Source organism: Chloroflexota bacterium (assembly GCA_016875535.1).
Lineage (GTDB): Bacteria > Chloroflexota > Dehalococcoidia > SHYB01 > SHYB01 > VGPF01.
In genome coordinates, this window is sequence record VGPF01000012.1 from 1 (window position 1) to 14,868 (window position 14,868).

The 14,868-nt window shown below is 63.9% G+C and carries 15 protein-coding genes and 1 pseudogene; 12 read left to right on the top strand and 4 right to left on the bottom strand.

Going from position 1 to position 14,868, the window contains the following annotated elements; all coding sequences use genetic code 11:
- A partial coding sequence (locus tag FJ039_05180; protein MBM4405565.1) for a transposase occupies positions 1-373 on the top strand: 373 nt, incomplete at its 5' end.
- Between the two features lie 26 nt (positions 374-399).
- Here the strand turns inward: FJ039_05180 and FJ039_05185 are convergent.
- The gene (locus tag FJ039_05185; protein MBM4405566.1) at positions 400-1,182 is read right to left on the bottom strand and encodes a cytochrome c biogenesis protein CcdA; all 783 of its coding nucleotides are present in this window, start codon (positions 1,180-1,182) and stop codon (positions 400-402) included.
- A gap of 484 nt (positions 1,183-1,666) precedes the next feature.
- Between FJ039_05185 and FJ039_05190 the strand changes: the two genes are divergently transcribed.
- Both FJ039_05190 and FJ039_05195 read left to right on the top strand, forming a co-directional pair.
- Positions 1,667-2,932 (top strand): MFS transporter, encoded by a 1,266-nt coding sequence (locus tag FJ039_05190; protein MBM4405567.1) that lies wholly within the window; start codon positions 1,667-1,669, stop codon positions 2,930-2,932.
- Between the two features lie 35 nt (positions 2,933-2,967).
- On the top strand, positions 2,968-4,068 hold the full coding sequence (locus FJ039_05195) for a Zn-dependent alcohol dehydrogenase (GenBank protein ID MBM4405568.1): 1,101 nt from the start codon (positions 2,968-2,970) through the stop codon (positions 4,066-4,068).
- Between the two features lie 20 nt (positions 4,069-4,088).
- On the opposite strand, the gene FJ039_05200 is transcribed toward FJ039_05195, so the two are convergent.
- Positions 4,089-4,757, bottom strand: a complete 669-nt coding sequence (locus FJ039_05200; protein ID MBM4405569.1) for a mycothiol maleylpyruvate isomerase — start codon at positions 4,755-4,757, stop codon at positions 4,089-4,091.
- A 68-nt stretch (positions 4,758-4,825) separates the two neighbouring features.
- Positions 4,826-6,136, bottom strand: a complete 1,311-nt coding sequence (locus FJ039_05205) for an amidohydrolase (GenBank protein ID MBM4405570.1) — start codon at positions 6,134-6,136, stop codon at positions 4,826-4,828.
- 21 nt (positions 6,137-6,157) lie between these two features.
- Here FJ039_05205 and FJ039_05210 point away from each other — a divergent pair, with 21 nt between their 5' ends.
- The 7 genes and pseudogenes from FJ039_05210 to FJ039_05240 all read left to right on the top strand — a co-directional run bounded on the left by FJ039_05210 (position 6,158) and on the right by FJ039_05240 (position 12,539).
- Entirely contained in the window at positions 6,158-7,330 is a 1,173-nt protein-coding gene (locus FJ039_05210) for a hypothetical protein (protein ID MBM4405571.1), read from the top strand.
- 26 nt (positions 7,331-7,356) lie between these two features.
- Complete coding sequence (locus FJ039_05215) at positions 7,357-9,039, top strand: MFS transporter (protein ID MBM4405572.1); 1,683 nt, start codon at positions 7,357-7,359, stop codon at positions 9,037-9,039.
- Between the two features lie 77 nt (positions 9,040-9,116).
- Positions 9,117-9,566: pseudogene (gene rpiB / locus FJ039_05220) on the top strand (ribose 5-phosphate isomerase B).
- A gap of 326 nt (positions 9,567-9,892) precedes the next feature.
- Complete coding sequence (locus FJ039_05225; GenBank protein MBM4405573.1) at positions 9,893-10,207, top strand: antibiotic biosynthesis monooxygenase; 315 nt, start codon at positions 9,893-9,895, stop codon at positions 10,205-10,207.
- A 36-nt stretch (positions 10,208-10,243) separates the two neighbouring features.
- A complete protein-coding gene (locus FJ039_05230) occupies positions 10,244-11,506 on the top strand; it encodes a hypothetical protein (GenBank protein ID MBM4405574.1) in 1,263 nt (420 codons plus the stop codon).
- A gap of 76 nt (positions 11,507-11,582) precedes the next feature.
- On the top strand, positions 11,583-12,128 hold the full coding sequence (locus tag FJ039_05235; GenBank protein ID MBM4405575.1) for a YbhB/YbcL family Raf kinase inhibitor-like protein: 546 nt from the start codon (positions 11,583-11,585) through the stop codon (positions 12,126-12,128).
- A gap of 6 nt (positions 12,129-12,134) precedes the next feature.
- Entirely contained in the window at positions 12,135-12,539 is a 405-nt protein-coding gene (locus tag FJ039_05240) for a metallopeptidase family protein (protein MBM4405576.1), read from the top strand.
- A gap of 180 nt (positions 12,540-12,719) precedes the next feature.
- On the opposite strand, the gene FJ039_05245 is transcribed toward FJ039_05240, so the two are convergent.
- Positions 12,720-13,259 carry a hypothetical protein gene (locus FJ039_05245; protein ID MBM4405577.1) on the bottom strand — a complete coding sequence of 180 codons (540 nt, stop codon included), beginning with the start codon at positions 13,257-13,259 and terminating at the stop codon, positions 12,720-12,722.
- A 272-nt stretch (positions 13,260-13,531) separates the two neighbouring features.
- On the opposite strand from FJ039_05245, the gene FJ039_05250 reads away from it, so the two are divergent.
- Both FJ039_05250 and FJ039_05255 read left to right on the top strand, forming a co-directional pair.
- On the top strand, positions 13,532-13,735 hold the full coding sequence (locus FJ039_05250; GenBank protein MBM4405578.1) for a hypothetical protein: 204 nt from the start codon (positions 13,532-13,534) through the stop codon (positions 13,733-13,735).
- A 39-nt stretch (positions 13,736-13,774) separates the two neighbouring features.
- Positions 13,775-14,866, top strand: a complete 1,092-nt coding sequence (locus FJ039_05255) for an amidohydrolase (protein ID MBM4405579.1) — start codon at positions 13,775-13,777, stop codon at positions 14,864-14,866.
- Positions 14,867-14,868: the final 2 nt, after the last annotated feature.

Below are 14,868 nucleotides of genomic sequence, written 5' to 3' on the forward strand. Positions count from 1 at the left end.
GCTGCGCCAAGGAGTGCGCCAGCACCTTGGCGGCTACGGCGCCGACGTCGCCTCGGGCCTTGTCCTGCGCCATGACCACGGCAGCCAGTACATGAGCGACCACTTCCAAGACGAGCTCCGCTTCCTGCGGATTGCCTCCAGTCCCGCTTTCGTGCGGGAGCCGGAGGGCAATGGCTGCGTGGAGCGGTTCATCCGCACCCCCAAGGAGCAACTGCTCCGGGTGCGAACCTTTGAGACCGTGGAGGAGCTGCGCCTCGCGCTCCTTGCCTTCAAGGAGCGGTACAACCGGGAGTGGCTCGTCGAGCGCCATCGCTACGCGACGCCAGAGCAAGCACGCCGTCAGTTGCTCGCTTGCCCTGTGGTTGCCGCATGAATACAATCACATCACTGTCCAAGAAATCAGGGGCGGTACAATCTGTTGAGTTCGGTGACGCTATTGAAGAAGATGAGCAGGCCGACGATTACCAGCAAGAGGCCGCTGGCGATGGTGACGATGGGCAGGAACCGGTTCATCTTCTTCAGGAAGAGCGTGATCTGGCCCAGGGCGGCCCCAGCCAAAAGGAAGGGGATGCTGAGCCCTGCGGCGTAGAAGGTGAGAAGAAGGCTTGCCTTGCCCACGCCGCTCCATGTCCCTGCTGTCCCTTCAGCGGCGGAGTTGTAGGCCAGGGTCAGGATGGCCCCCAGCACCGGCGTGATGCACGGCGTCCACCCAACGGCGAAGGCGCTCCCTACCCCCGCCGACTTCCAGTAGGAGGGTCGTTCCCCGTGCGGCCCTTGTGGTCGAACCTCACGGTAGTAGAAGCGGTCAATGAAGCTCGCCGCCGGGGCCAGCACTGGCCGCACCACCGGCAACCTGAAGGCCCCGGCCATATAGAGGCCGAAGACGATGAGCACAACGCCCGCCACCCGCGCGATCAGGGCGTCGTAGCCGCCGGCCGTCCCTCCCAGCAGGCCTACCGTGGCCCCAAGGGCGATGAAGACGATGGAGAAGCCGACGACGAAGGCGATGGAGTGGAGAAAGGTCGTCTTGCCGCCTTGGATCTTGCCGTTCTGCACAGAGACGCCTGAAAGGTGGCCCAGGTAGATCGGCACCAGCGGCAGCACGCACGGCGAGACGAAGGAGACGACTCCTCCCGCAAATGCGAGCCCCAAGGACGCGATGGAAAGGCTTTCGATGGTCATAGGAGGGGCGTCAGCCCCTTCTATTGTACGGATTCAGCCACTGGTAGGTTTGAATTCCCTAGCCTCTCCCCTACCCAAGGACGAGCAAGCGTGGAAGGGGTCACTTGGCCGATCTAGAAAGTGGCCTCGGCTGTGGTCGGCAAAGCGTCCCTTCCTTCGTGTGCTCCTTTGTATGGGGCAAGAGGGAGAAGTCTCCCTCTCTGCCATCCGCCACTTTCGCCATCGCGCACCCTTCGCTAGCATCATGCGCGAGACGGTTGGCGCGAGGGCGGCATCTAGACCTTTAGAAGGCCTCCACCAGATTCAACCGGCAGCGCGACACCCTGCGGCTCAGGGCAGCGCTACAGCAGCGCTACAAAGCGCTACAAGCGGCAAGTTCCACCACGCCAACAGGTTCAGGGGCGCCGCTACACCGAATGCCTCTGCCTTGCGCCCGCCAGTGCAGCGCCCATAATAGTCGCAGGTCTCCCAAGCAAGGCCCCTTTTGACGAAACGACGCCCCTTCTCCAACGTCTTCTACGGCTGGTGGATCACCTGGGCCTTCTTCGTCATCCTCACCTACTCCGCCGGGACCTTCGTCTATGGCACCCCCGCCATCGTCAACCCTGTGCGGGAAGACCTGGGCTGGAGCGTCGGCGCCGTGGCGTTGGCCTTCTCCCTCCAGCGACTACAGAACGGCCTGCTGGCCCCTGTGGTAGGTCAGATCGTGGACAGGTATGGCGCGCGCGGGCCTATCTTCTTCGGCACCGTCCTCATGTCGTCGTCCTTCATCGTCCTCGGCTTCACCAGCTCCCTGTGGATGTTCTACATCGGCTTTCTGATGGGCTCTGTGGGCCTCAGCTTCCAATCGCCCTCGGTGGGCTTTTCCACCGTCACCCACTGGTTCAAGCGGAAGCGCGCCCAGGCCCTCTCCATCGTTGTCGCCGGGGGCGGCTTCGCGGGCATCCTGGTCCCCGCCGTCGCCTTCCTCATAGATAATCTGGGCTGGCGGCATGCCCTCTTCGTCATGGCCGGAGGCTTCTGGATCTTCAGCCTCCCCATCCTGCTCATCATCAAGCCCCGGCCTGAGCCATACGGCTACCAGGTGGACGGCGGCCCGCCGCCGCAGGCAACCCCCGGCGTAGCGACAACCCCTGCCGAAGACGAGCCTGAGGTGAGTTTCAAACAGGCCATGCGCAGCCGCTCATTCTGGTTCCTGGCCTTGGGCTTCGCCTGCATCCAGCTCAGCATCACCCCCGTCCTGTCCCTCTCCTTCGCCGCGCTGGAAGATAAGGGCTATTCGCGCAACGTCATCGGCTGGGTGATCGTCGCCTTCACCCTAGTGAGCGTCTGCGCCCGCTTCTTCATCGGCTGGCTGGCCGATCGCGCGAACAAGCGGTACATCTACACCGTTTGCGCCGTCCTGCAGATCACTGGCCTCTTCTGCTTCGTCGCCATCGGCAGCGCCTGGACCCTTGTCCCCTTCATCATCACCTTCGGCGCGGGCTATGGCGGCACCCTGCCGCTCCGCCCGGCCATGCAGGCCGATTACTTCGGGAGGAAGAGCTTCGGCGCCATCAACGGCATGATCCTCACGGTGCTCAGCCCCGCCGCCGTCGCCTCCCCGGCCATCGTCGGCCTTCTGCATAACGCCACGGATAGCTACGCGCCGGGCTTCATCCTCCTCGCCGGCGTCAGCGGCTTGGGCATCCCCCTCATCCTGCTCTCCAAGCCCAAGAAGACGCAGAAGGCCTCCCAAGCGATGGCATAGGCTATACTCACGCCAGCCTGCCTAGGGAGACGCCGATGAAGACCAAGGCCGCCGTCCTCTACCAGCCGCGCACGCCGCTCAAGATTGAGGATGTGGAGCTTGGCCCGGTGAAGGATGAGGATGTGCTGGTGCGCATCGTCGCCTCAGGCGTCTGCCACAGCGACCTGCACATCTATCACCACGGCGGAGAGCGCTGGCCGCTGCCGATGGTGCTGGGGCACGAGGCGGCGGGCATCGTGGAAGAGGTGGGCGCGATGGTGCGAAGCGTCCGCCCCGGCGACCATGTGGTCATCAACCTGGCCCCCTATTGCGGCCGCTGCGACGATTGCACCACCGGCAGGATCCACCTCTGCGAGCATAAGCGCGGCCCCAACGGCTGCCTCTACGATGGCGGCACGCGGCTCGCTAAGGGCGGCAGGCGCATCTATCACTTCGCGAATACGGCCGCCTACGCCAACCACGCCATCATCCATGAGAGCAGCGCCATCGCCATCGGCAAGCACATCCCGCTGGAGAAGGCCTGCCTGGTAGGCTGCGCCCTGGCGGCGGGCGTCGGCGCGGCGATGAACTCGGCCAAGGTGGAGGCCGGGCAGAGCGTGGCCGTCTTCGGCTGCGGAGGCGTAGGCTTGAACGTCATCCAAGGGGCGCGGCTGGCGGGCGCCTCCGCCATCATCGCCGTGGACCTCCTGGAATCCAAGCTGGCCAAGGCCAGCGACTTCGGCGCGACGGAGACGGTGGACGCCTCCATGGAGGACCCGGTGCGGCGCATCCAGGAGCTGACGCGCAACCGCGGCGTGGACTATGCCTTTGAGGTCATCGGCCGGGTGGAGACGATCCAGCAGGCCTACCAGGCGATACGCGCCGGCGGCAAGTGCGTCGTGGTGGGCGTGGTCTCGGACAAGTCCGAGCTTTCCATCGCGCCGACGAGCCTTGTGCAGGATCGCACCATCATCGGCACGCGCTTCGGCTCCACGCGGGCCCCGCGCGATTTCCCGCTCTACCTGGACCTCTATATGCAGGGCCGCCTGAAGATAGACGAGCTCATCACGCGCTACGCCAGGCTTGAGGACGTCAACGAGGCGATCCGCGACCTTGAGCGCGGCACGGCGATCCGCACCGTGATGCTGATGGAGTAGCGGCAGGTCTTCTAGCGAACCTACACCCAGCCCTGGGGCAGGCTCTCCCGCCCGGTGAGGGCGAGGAGCAGCATCTCGCCCTTGTTGTGCGCCTGGGCCACATCCGCCATCAGGTGAAGGCAGACCTGCAAGGCGATAGGCGGCGCCTGCACACTCTGGCCCGTCGCCTTGGCGATATCGAGCGAGTGCACCACCAGCTCCAGGCACCGGCTCGGCAGGTAGTCTATGAGCCGCATGCCGCGCCCGCCGATGACCGTCATAGGCGCATCGTCCGGCGTCTTCTCCACCAGCGCCTGCACCCGCTTGCGCATCACTGCAATGGCCTTGGCAGGCTCATCGCCGAGCTCCTTCGCCGCATCCCGGGCGCGCTGCAGGATCTGCGCGTGAAGCGGGCTTGAGGGAGGTATCGCGGACGAAGCCGCGCTGCCGTAATAGGCGACTGCGCTCTGGAGGTTGATCGCCTTCGCGGGCGCGGCCAGGTATTGCTCCACGGTGACAAGCCCGCGCGTGGAGTGGCCAATGAGCTCGCGGACGGTCCATTCGCCCAGGCCAGGCCCTTCGAAGGAGTCCTTGGTCACACCGCCCACAACCTGCTCCAGAAAGAGGCCGCTCTGCCTATAGCCTTCACGGATCGTCTGGTTCATCGCCGCCTCCTTGCCGCGCCGTCGCCGTTGACCTGCGTCCAGCATATCGCCGGGGCAATGAAAAAAGGGCGAAGGACTCCCTCGCCCTTTTTGTCAGGCCGATAAAGGCGAGCTTAGTTCGGGTTGAGGTTGAAGACGCGGACGGCGTTGTCCACCAGCACTTGTTGGCGCTCGGCGGGCGTCCAGTCTTTCATACACCGTGCGATGTAGTCCTGGGATGCGGGGTAGGTGCAGGTGGGATGCGGGAAATCGGACTCCCACATGATGTTGTTCATGCCGATGACATGCCGCTGCTGCGCGCCATTGACCTCGAACCAGAAGTTCACATAGAACTGGCGGTGGAAGATCGCGCTCGGCAGGATGTTCATCCCCTCCTGCCAGAGCTTCTGCCGCTCGTACTGGTGGTCGGCCACTTCCAGCAAGTAGGGCACCCAGCCCATGCCGCTCTCCGATGAGACGATCTTCAGCTTGGGAAAGCGGATGGGGATGCCGGAATAGAGCATGGTGCTCATCACGTCCGTGTTCGCGGAGATGGTGCGCGTGGAGCTCGTCGCCAGGCGGAACATGGGGCTCAGGCCCTCCCAGTTGGGATTGGGGCCGTAGCCCTGGCTGCCGCCGGAGCCGATGTGGAGGTTCACGGAGAGCCCTGCCTCTTGACAGAGGGCCCAGAGCGGGTCCCAGTAGGGGTCGCAGATATGCTTGTACTTCCACTGCTGCGGCATGGCAAAGCTGATGCCCTTGATGCCCATCTTGAGCGTCCGGTGTACCTCCGCCACCGCCTCGTTCACGTCCCACAGCGGCACGATGGCCAGGGTGATGAAGCGGCCGGGGAAGGGCCTAGCGTACTCCTCGATCTGGAAATCGTTGAAGGCGCGGATGCACTCCAGGTTGAAGTCCATGGGCCACCCCGGGTCCTGGAACGTGTTCCCCGCGATGCCGGCGATATTGCCGAAGAAGGTGTGGACATCCACGCCGTCCTGCTCCATCGCCTTGACCCGCTCGGCTGGGACGTAGGCGATCTTGGGCACGTCCTCCCATCTGGAGGGAGGCTTGGTGCGGTCCGGCATGGCGCCGTGGACGGAGCCCAGGGTGCCCATGAAGCGCGGCGCGCCGTAGATGTTCCATGTGTCGTTGCCGTTGGGCAGGCGGACAAGCTGGGGGATATTGCCCCCCCACTTCTTGGCGGACATGCGAGAGGTCCAGGTGTCCGGCGCCTCTTGCAGATGGTCGTCCGTGGAGATGACCTTGTACTTCATCGCACACCCTCCTGTGCCATATTTCCTGCCGCGTCTCCTGCGCCGATTGTATTGCCGCATCCGGAGGCGGTCAACAGATAGGGCGCACGCTATTGCGCGATACTTCCTTGCGCCGCAAACCTGGCCCCTGGTATAGTGCGTGCCTGTTCCCACTCTACCAAACTGCATACGCTCGCCTAGGAGCCACCGATGGACCTGCGATTCACCCCCCAAGAAGAGGCCTTCCGCACGGAGGTCCGCACCTTCATCAAGAAGGAGATGCCCCCGGCGATCGCCGATGCCATGACGATCCAGGAGGGCAGCGACCCTGATATCTGGGCGCAGGTGCGCGCCCTGCGAAAGAAGCTTGCCGCCAAGGGCTGGATCGGGATGTCTTGGCCTAAGGAATACGGCGGCATGGGCGCCTCGCTCGTCATGCAGGCCATCTTCAAGGAAGAGATGGCCTACTGGCGCTGCCCCGGCATAGACCCCCAGGCCTACCAGCTCGGCCCCGCCATCATCATCCACGGCTCGGAGGCGCAAAAGAAGAAGTTCCTGGGCGCCACCCTGCGGGCGGAGATCACCTGGTGCCAGGGCTTCTCCGAGCCCAACGCCGGGTCAGACCTGGCCAACCTCCAGACCCGCGCGGTGAAGGACGGCGACGACTTCCTTATCAGCGGCCAGAAGATCTGGACCTCCTACGCCCACGTGGCCGATACCATCCACCTGCTGGCCCGCACTGACCCTGAAGCGCCCAAGCATCGCGGCATCTCCTACTTCCTCTTCCCCATGAATATCAAGGGCATCACTGTGAAGCCCATCCGCCAGATGGACAACGGCCACGGCTTCAACGAGGTCTACTTCGATAACGTGCGTGTGCCTAAGGATGCCCTCTTCGGCGAGCTGAACCGAGGCTGGTACGTCGCGACAACGACCCTGGACTTCGAGCGCTCCAACATCGCCGGCTCCGCAGGAGCGCGCCGCAACCTGGACGACCTCATCGAGTTTTGCAAGACGAACCCCGTGGGCAAGCGCGCTCTGACGAATCCCATCATGCGCAACCGCGCCGCCGATCTGGCCATCAAGATCGAAGTGGCGCGCATGATGGCCTACAAAGTCCTCTCCATGCAGAGCGCCGGGAAGGTGCCGAACATGGAAGCCTCCGTCGCCAAGCTCTTCTCCTCAGATCTCGGCGCCGAGGTCCAGTGGTTCGCCATCGAACTCCTGGGCATGCTGGGCTCCCTAGATACCGGAAGCAAGTACGTGCCCCTTAACGGCCAGGCCTGCCGAGGCTACCTGCGCACAGGCTGCAAGGTGGGCGGCGGCTCCCCGGAGATCCAGCGCAACGTCATCGCTCAGCGCGGCCTGGGCCTGCCCCGGTAATCGCCTAGAACGCAGCGCCCAATACCGTGAGGAACAAAAGCCCGCAAGGGTCGTCGCCTGCCGCGCAGCCGGATGCCATCTTTGCCGGAGCGGCCTCCGTTTTCCACGGCCTGCCTCGCAGGCAGCTCATCGGCGTCATCATCGGTGTGATGGCCGGCCTCCTGCTCGCCTCCCTGGACCAGACCATCGTCTCCACGGCCCTGCCGCGCATCGTCTCCGATCTCGGCGGCCTGGACCACCTGCCCTGGGTCGCCACCGCCTATATGCTCACCAGCACGGCGGGCATCCCCATCTGGGGCAAGCTCTCCGACCTCTACGGCCGCCGCGGCTTCTTCATCTTCGGCATGGTCGTCTTCATCGGCGGCTCCGCCCTCTGCGGCGCGGCGCAGAACATGGCCTGGCTTATCGTCTGCCGGGGCATCCAGGGCATCGGCGGCGGCATGATGTTCTCCCTCTCCTTCGCCATCATCAGCGACCTCTTTCCCCCGGCCCAGCGGGCCAAGTGGCAGGGCGTCTTCGGCAGCGTCTTCGCCATCGCCAGCGCAATCGGTCCTTTCGCCGGCGGCATTCTCACGGACAGCCTCAGCTGGCACTGGGTCTTCTACGTCAATCTGCCAATCGGCTTTGTGGCCCTCGCCGTCTTCAGCCGCACCATGCCCCACAAGCCCCGCCGCGCCGCCCAAACGTACATTGACTACACAGGCGTTGCCTGCCTCTTGGCCTCCATCGTCCCGCTCCTGCTAGCCCTCTCTCTTGGGGGCCGCACCTACGCCTGGAGCTCGCCCCAGACCGTCAGCATGCTCGTCGTCTCCGGTGTCATGGCCGTCGCCTTCGTCATCAATGAGGCGCGCGCCAAGGACCCGCTTCTTCCGCTGACGCTCTTTAAAAGCTCCATTTACACCGTCTCTGTCGTCTCTGTCTTCTTCACCGGCATCGCCATGTTCGGGGCCCTTGTCTTTGTGCCCCTCCTCGTCCAGGGTGTCGTCGGTACATCGGCTACCCGTTCCGGTGTCGTCCTCACGCCTATGTCTGTCAGCATCACCGTAGGCGCGATGCTCAGCGGCCAGTTCATCGGCAGGTCGGGCCGGTACCGCGCCCAGGCCGTCCTTGGGCCGGTGCTGATGCTCATCGGCTGCGTCCTGATGACGCAGGTAGACGAGCATGCGACGAACGGCACCGTCATTCGCAACATGACCCTGGTAGGCTTCGGCCTGGGCATGACTTTCCCGGTCTTCCTGATCGCCGTGCAGAACGCCTTCCCGCACTCCGTCCTCGGCGTCGTCACCTCATCGGTGCAGTTCTTCCGCAACATCGGCGGCACTGTGGGCGTGGCTATCCTCGGCGCGATCCTGAACGCCCGGCTTGATAGCCGCCTCATCGCCAACACGCCTGCGGCGGTCACGGAGCGCATCCCCGCCGCCGAGCTTTCCGCCATCACCAAGCCCGAATCCCTGGTGAACGCCAACGCCCTCGCCGGCATCCAAGGGCGCTTCGACCGCCTGGGGGCCGATGGTCCGGCGCTCTACGATTCCTTCATCACCGGCCTCAAGGCCTCCCTCGCCGAATCCATCGCCTTCGTCTTCGCCATCTCCATCGCCTTCGTGGCCCTGAGCGCCGTGATCGGCCTCTTCCTCAAGGAGCTGAAGCTCCGCGCCTCTTACAGCGAGCCCGCCCAGGAGGCGGCTCCCTCCAACGGCAAGCCGAAGTAGTCTCGGGCATTGCAACGGTGCGGCGCGGCGCGTACTATTCTGCCTCTGAATCCCTCGTCTCTTAAACGGAGCCTCCTATGCGCATCGCGATCGGCGGCGATCACGCCGGGTATGGGCTGAAGAACACCGTCGCCGGATGGGTGAAGGCCATGGGCCATGAGGTCCTCGATGTCGGCGCCCATGCCTACGATGCCCTGGACGACTATCCTGATTTTGCCGCGGCTGTCGCCGAAGCCGTCGCCTCGCGCAAGGCCGAGCGCGGCATCGTCGTCTGCGGCAGCGGCGTCGGCGCCGGCGTCACCGCCAACAAGGTGCCCGGCGTGCGCGCGGGCGTCTGCCACGATACCTATTCGGCCCACCAGGGCGTCGAGCACGACGATTTGAACGTGCTGTGCCTGGGCGGCCGTATCATCGGCGTGGAGCCCACCCGGGAGATCGTGGCCGCCTATGTCAACGCCAAGTTCGTGAGCGGTGAGGCGAAGTACGTGCGCCGCCTCAACAAAGTGAAGGCCGTGGAGGCCCTGGGCACCGCGAAGCCGGGCGATCTGCAAGTGCTCATCGTCACCTTTGAGGTGAAGCCGGAAAGCCGCCAGGCCTTCTACGAGGCATCCCTTGAGGATGCGCGCAACACCAAGGCCAACGAGCCGGGCTGCCTCCGCTTTGACGTCATCGAAGATACGCAGAACCCCAATAAGTTCGTCTTTTATGAAGTCTATCGCGATGCCGATGCCATGAAGGCCCATACGCAAGCGCCCTACCTGGCGAAGTGGGTGGAGGCCACCAGGCCCCTCATCGTCCAGCGCCAGCTTGTCCGCGGGCGCAACATCACCAAGCTCTAACAAAGGAGTCCCCGATGTACGTACTTGTGGTAGACGTCTACGCCAAGCCCGGCCAGGCCGATGCCCTCCTGCGAGCAAGCCTCGATGATGCCAGAGGCTCCACTCAGAACGAGCCGGGCTGCCTCCGCTTCGATGTCTACCAAGACCAGGCGGACCCTCAGCATCTCACCTATGTGGAGGTCTATAACGACGAGGCGGCCCTCCAGGCGCACACCAAGATGCCGCACTTCGCCGCCTGGCGCGCCGCGACGAAAGAGCTCTTCGCCCAGCCGCCCAAGATCGTGCGCGCCCACAACGTCTTCCCCGCGGATGGGGATTGGAAGCGGTAGGGGAAGCAGGGCCTGCGCCCTCTACAGAGAGCGCCCATGCCCATCTCGCCCGAAGACCGCGCCTCCATCCTCCAAGCCGCCGCCGATCTCCTGGCGGCCAACCGCAAAAAGGGCCACGATCGCCACTTCAAGCGCGACTACTCCTACGTCTGCCCCTCGCGGTTCGAATACCGGTGGCAGTGGTTCTGGGACTCCTGCTTCCACGCCATCGCGCTCACGCACATAGACCCAGGCGCCGCCAAACAGGAGCTGCGCACCCTCTGGTCCATCCAACGCCCGGACGGCTTCATTCCCCATATGGTCTTCTGGGGAACGCGCTTCTGCTCTGGCCCCACAGGCTACATCCAAGGCAAGCCCTCGTGGCGGCCTAAGATGACCGCCCTCATCCAGCCGCCCGTCCTCGCGCAAGCCGCCCTTCGCGTCGCCGATGCGACCCGGGACAAGGACTTCCTGCGCGAGGCGATTGATCGCTGCAAGCGCTACTACCTCTGGCTGCTCGATCACCGCGACCCGGATGCCGATGGCCTCATCTCCGTCATCTCCCCGTACGAGACGGGCATGGACCATCTGCCCGCCTACGATGAAGCCCTCGGCAGCGCCAACCCCTCGCGCTGGGGCCTCCAGGTGCGCGATCGCCTCCTAGACATCGGCAACCTCACCCTGGGGCGCGGCTATCACCTGCCGACGATCTTCCGCCGCGATGCGTTTAACGTGGAAGATGTGCTCATGAACTGCCTCTACGCCCAGGGCCTGCGCGCCATCGCCGCCATGTGCCGAGCGGCCGGCCAGGAGGCGGAGGCTACGCCGTTTACCCGCATGGCGGAGCGCACGGAACAAGCCCTCCTTGCCAAGTGCCGTGATGCGCGCACCGGCCTCTTCTGGGGCCTTGCTGGCAAGAGCGAGCGCCCCCTGCGGACCGTCACCATCGCCAGCCTCATGCCCCTTCTTCTGGATGGCCTGCCCAAGGAGATGGCGACGCGGCTCGTGGAAGAGCACCTCCTCAACGCCGAAGAGTTCCGGCTGCCCTATCCCGTGCCTACCGTCGCCAAACACGAGCGCGCCTTCAAAGCCGATGAAACCTTCCTTATCTGGCGCGGACCTACCTGGATCAACACCAACTGGTTCCTTTACCAAGGCCTGCGCAAACACGGCTTTGAGCAGCAGGCGCGCCACATCGCGCAGAAGTCGGCGGAGCTGGTGCTCAAATCAGGCTTCCGGGAGTACTACAACCCCATCACCGGGCAAGGCTACGGCGCCAAGGAGTTCGGCTGGTCAACGCTCGTTGTAGACATGCTCTAGCCACAGCCCGCATATCCCCCTTGTCCCCATGTGCTAATCTCATTCCCGCGCATCCCATCGCGATCCAGGAGGCACCATGTTCATCCTCACCTCTCCCGCCATAGAAGACCAGGGCATCTACCCGGACAAGTTCACCATGGCCAAGGGCCAGAACAGCTCCCCGCCGCTCAAGTGGTCCGGCGCGCCCAAGGGCGCAAAGAGCTACGCCGTCACCCTGGTGGACCCCGATGTTCCCTGGGGCAAGTTCGGCCTCCCCGGCCCGGGCATGGTCCCGGGCGATCTCTTCGTCCACTGGGTCCTTTATGACGTCCCGGCGAACGTGAAGAGCCTCCCCGAAGGGGCAAGCCCAAAGGGAAAGATCCCCAAGGGCGCGAAGCAGCTGGACAACACCTGCCTCGAGTTCGGCAAGGACTCGCCCTTCTACCAGTTCCGCCAGGGCTACCTCGGCTCCGCGCCCCCGGCGGGCGATAAGGCCCACCGATACGTCTTCACCGCCTACGCCCTCAGCAAGGCCAAGCTCCCCCTTGCTCCCGGCGCTCGCTACACCGATTTCATCGCCGCCATCTCCGGGAACGTCCTCGCGCGCTCCAGTTTCCTCGTCTATTTCGGCGTCAAGGCATAGCGGTGCATGCCGCAGCCTGAGGAGTCGGGGAGCCGCATCCACCTCTCGCGGCGCGACTTCGAGAAGGTCGTCCAAGAGGCGCTGGAGGCCCTTCCTGAGGAGATCGCGGCGATGCTCGATAACGTCGCCGTCTTCGTCGAGGCCTGGCCTTCCCGCGAGCAATTGCGCGAGAACGGCCTAAGTGATAAGCACGAGCTCTTCGGCCTCTATGAAGGCGTGCCGCTCACCGAGCGCGACTCGAATTATGGGATGGTCCAGCCCGACCGCATCTTCATCTTCCAGGGGCCCATCGAGGCCGTCTGCAGGACGCAGGACGGCTTGGTGGATGAGATCCAGCACACCGTCGTCCACGAGCTTGCCCATCACTTCGGCATAGACGATGCCAAGCTGGACGAGCTCGGCTACGGGTAATGAGCTTGTCAATTGCATGCGCTTCGCAACGATGCAGCTGCGGGGTTCCCCTCTTCTCCCTCGATGGGAGAGGAACTCGAGCGAAGCCCGAGAGGAGAGGGTGACGATGCCTGCGTGGCGCGCAGGGGCAGCACGTAAGTGCTTCGCGTCACCTCACCCAGCCGAATCAAAAAGATTTGGTTAGTGCGTGAAGATCGCCTGCCTGCCCGTTGCCTTTACGTAGCGCTCCTCGGAGCGCTTCACCGCGGCGCGGACCTCAGGCAGCAGCGCAGCGATCCGCTTCGCATCCACCTTCTCGGCAAGCTCCGGCTGGCCCACATGCCGCAGGACGGCGGGCAATCGCTGCGTCAGGCACTGGAAGGCCCACTCCATCGCATCCCCGGTAACTACCGGGTCTAAGAAGATCCGGTCCTGGGCGTTTTCCTTTTGGAAGACGTAGTGGTAATGCGGCTCTCGATCGAAGCAATCCAGGCGGAGATGCTCTTTGTACTCCCCGTTCTCCTTGCTGAAGACAAAGATGCTCACGCCGCCATCGTCCGGCTGGTAATTCACCGTCTTCGGCCGCGTATAGCCCACCTTCACCAGGTACGCGTCAATGATTTCGTTCGTCAGCAGGCGGTAGCCCACGCCGATCGTGATGGCGCCTGCATCGAGATATTCCGTATGGTCGGGGATCACCGGTATCGGAAGAAAGTTCTGGCGCTTGCCCAGCGTCACCATCGCCGCCACCTCCGAAAAGGCCTCTGGAGAGCCTTTTGGGGCAGTCTAGCGGCCCTAAAAGGCCCCGTCAACGCCCAAACCGAGGCGTCCTGAGACACCAATTTTTCGGTGCTGAAACTCCTGATTTGCCAGATATGAAAGCCGTTTCACCGGTTCCTGGGGAAGGGCCAATTTCCCGCCAGGTATTGACGAAACCCTTGTCATATGGGTTAGAATCTGGAGGAATCGTTCTGCGCCCCAGGCGTAGGACAAAAATATATAGGAGGACGATAGTGGCATACAGCGTGACGAGCAAAAAGGCAGGCAAGGCGTACTTTCTCCATTCGAAGACAGTGACGCTGCGCGGCGGCAACGGCAAGCAGACCATTTATTGGTTTGCCAGCAAGGCCGGCAAGGGCGCGATGGATGCGCTTCCCGCGGGCTACAAGGTCATCGAGAGCAAGCGCACCGGCCTGCCGATGCTCAAAAAGGCCTAACGTTCGGGACAGCCTTCCACAAACATAGCCTCGCACGAAATGCTCAAAGGCTATTACATCATCGATGTAGACGGGCATGTGCAGGAGCCTCCGGAGCTCTGGGACAAGCGGATCGACCCCACTCACCGGGCCGACGCTCCAAAGCTCCAGAACGGCAAGCGCATCTACCGGGGGCGTGACACCAACTTCAAGTTGAGCGACGCGGTCTTCCAGGAGTTCCGCCGGAAGACCGCAGCCCTCTACAAAGAGTACATCGAAATGGGCTGGGGCCCTGCGTCGCAGATACGGGCGATGGACAAGATGGGTATTGACGAGTCCTTCCTGTATCCGACGCAGGGTCTTTTCATGTGGCACATCCGGGAGATGGACCCCGGCACCGGCGCAGCCCTGGTCTGCGCCTATAACGATTGGCTCGCCGAGTTCTGCCGCTACGAGCCCAAGCGCCTCAAGGCCGTCGCCGGCGTCAGCCTCTACAACCCGAAGGCCGCCCTTGCCGAGGTTAAACGCGCCCATGAGCAGCTCGGCATGCGCGGCGTCTACATCCGCCCCAACCCCGTCGGCGAACGGACCCTCGCCAGTCCCGATTACGAGCCACTCTGGGCTTACTGCGAATCGCAAGGTCTGGCCATCGGCGTCCACGAAGGGGCACACGCATCCCTCGCCACCGCCGGCCAGGACCGCTTCGACTCCGACTTCGCCCTCTGGTCCTGCTCTCACCCCATGGAGCAGATGATGGCCTTCCTCTCCCTTCTCGAAGGCGGCGTCCTCCAGCGGCACCCGAAACTCCGTGTCGGCTTCCTCGAGGCGGGCTGCGGCTGGATGCCCTACTGGCTCTGGCGGCTCGACCAGCGCTACAAGAACACCGGCTTTGAACTGGGCGACAACATGACGATGAAGCCCTCCGATTACTTCCGCCGCCAGTGCTGGGTGGCCCTTGAGGCCGACGAGCCCTACATCGGCGACATGATCAAGTGGATCGGCGACGACAAGGTCCTCTTCGCCAGCGACTATCCGCACCCCGACCACGAGCCGGACCTCACCGAGGAGCTTGTGGAACTTGAGAGCCGCATCTCCAAGCGCACCCTCAAGAAGATCCTCGAAGAGAACCCCAGGGCCTTTTACGGCGGGTAAAC

Bases quoted from the DNA above. Each gene is read 5' to 3' on its own strand.
- FJ039_05255 (MBM4405579.1), top strand. From the start codon at position 13,775: ATGCTCAAAGGCTATTACATCATCGATGTAGACGGGCATGTGCAGGAG.
- FJ039_05185 (MBM4405566.1), bottom strand. From the start codon at position 1,182: ATGACCATCGAAAGCCTTTCCATCGCGTCCTTGGGGCTCGCATTTGCG.
- FJ039_05195 (MBM4405568.1), top strand. From the start codon at position 2,968: ATGAAGACCAAGGCCGCCGTCCTCTACCAGCCGCGCACGCCGCTCAAG.
- FJ039_05200 (MBM4405569.1), bottom strand. From the start codon at position 4,757: ATGCTGGACGCAGGTCAACGGCGACGGCGCGGCAAGGAGGCGGCGATG.
- FJ039_05245 (MBM4405577.1), bottom strand. From the start codon at position 13,259: ATGGTGACGCTGGGCAAGCGCCAGAACTTTCTTCCGATACCGGTGATC.
- FJ039_05210 (MBM4405571.1), top strand. From the start codon at position 6,158: ATGGACCTGCGATTCACCCCCCAAGAAGAGGCCTTCCGCACGGAGGTC.
- FJ039_05240 (MBM4405576.1), top strand. From the start codon at position 12,135: ATGCCGCAGCCTGAGGAGTCGGGGAGCCGCATCCACCTCTCGCGGCGC.
- FJ039_05225 (MBM4405573.1), top strand. From the start codon at position 9,893: ATGTACGTACTTGTGGTAGACGTCTACGCCAAGCCCGGCCAGGCCGAT.
- FJ039_05230 (MBM4405574.1), top strand. From the start codon at position 10,244: ATGCCCATCTCGCCCGAAGACCGCGCCTCCATCCTCCAAGCCGCCGCC.
- FJ039_05235 (MBM4405575.1), top strand. From the start codon at position 11,583: ATGTTCATCCTCACCTCTCCCGCCATAGAAGACCAGGGCATCTACCCG.
- FJ039_05205 (MBM4405570.1), bottom strand. From the start codon at position 6,136: ATGCAGTTTGGTAGAGTGGGAACAGGCACGCACTATACCAGGGGCCAG.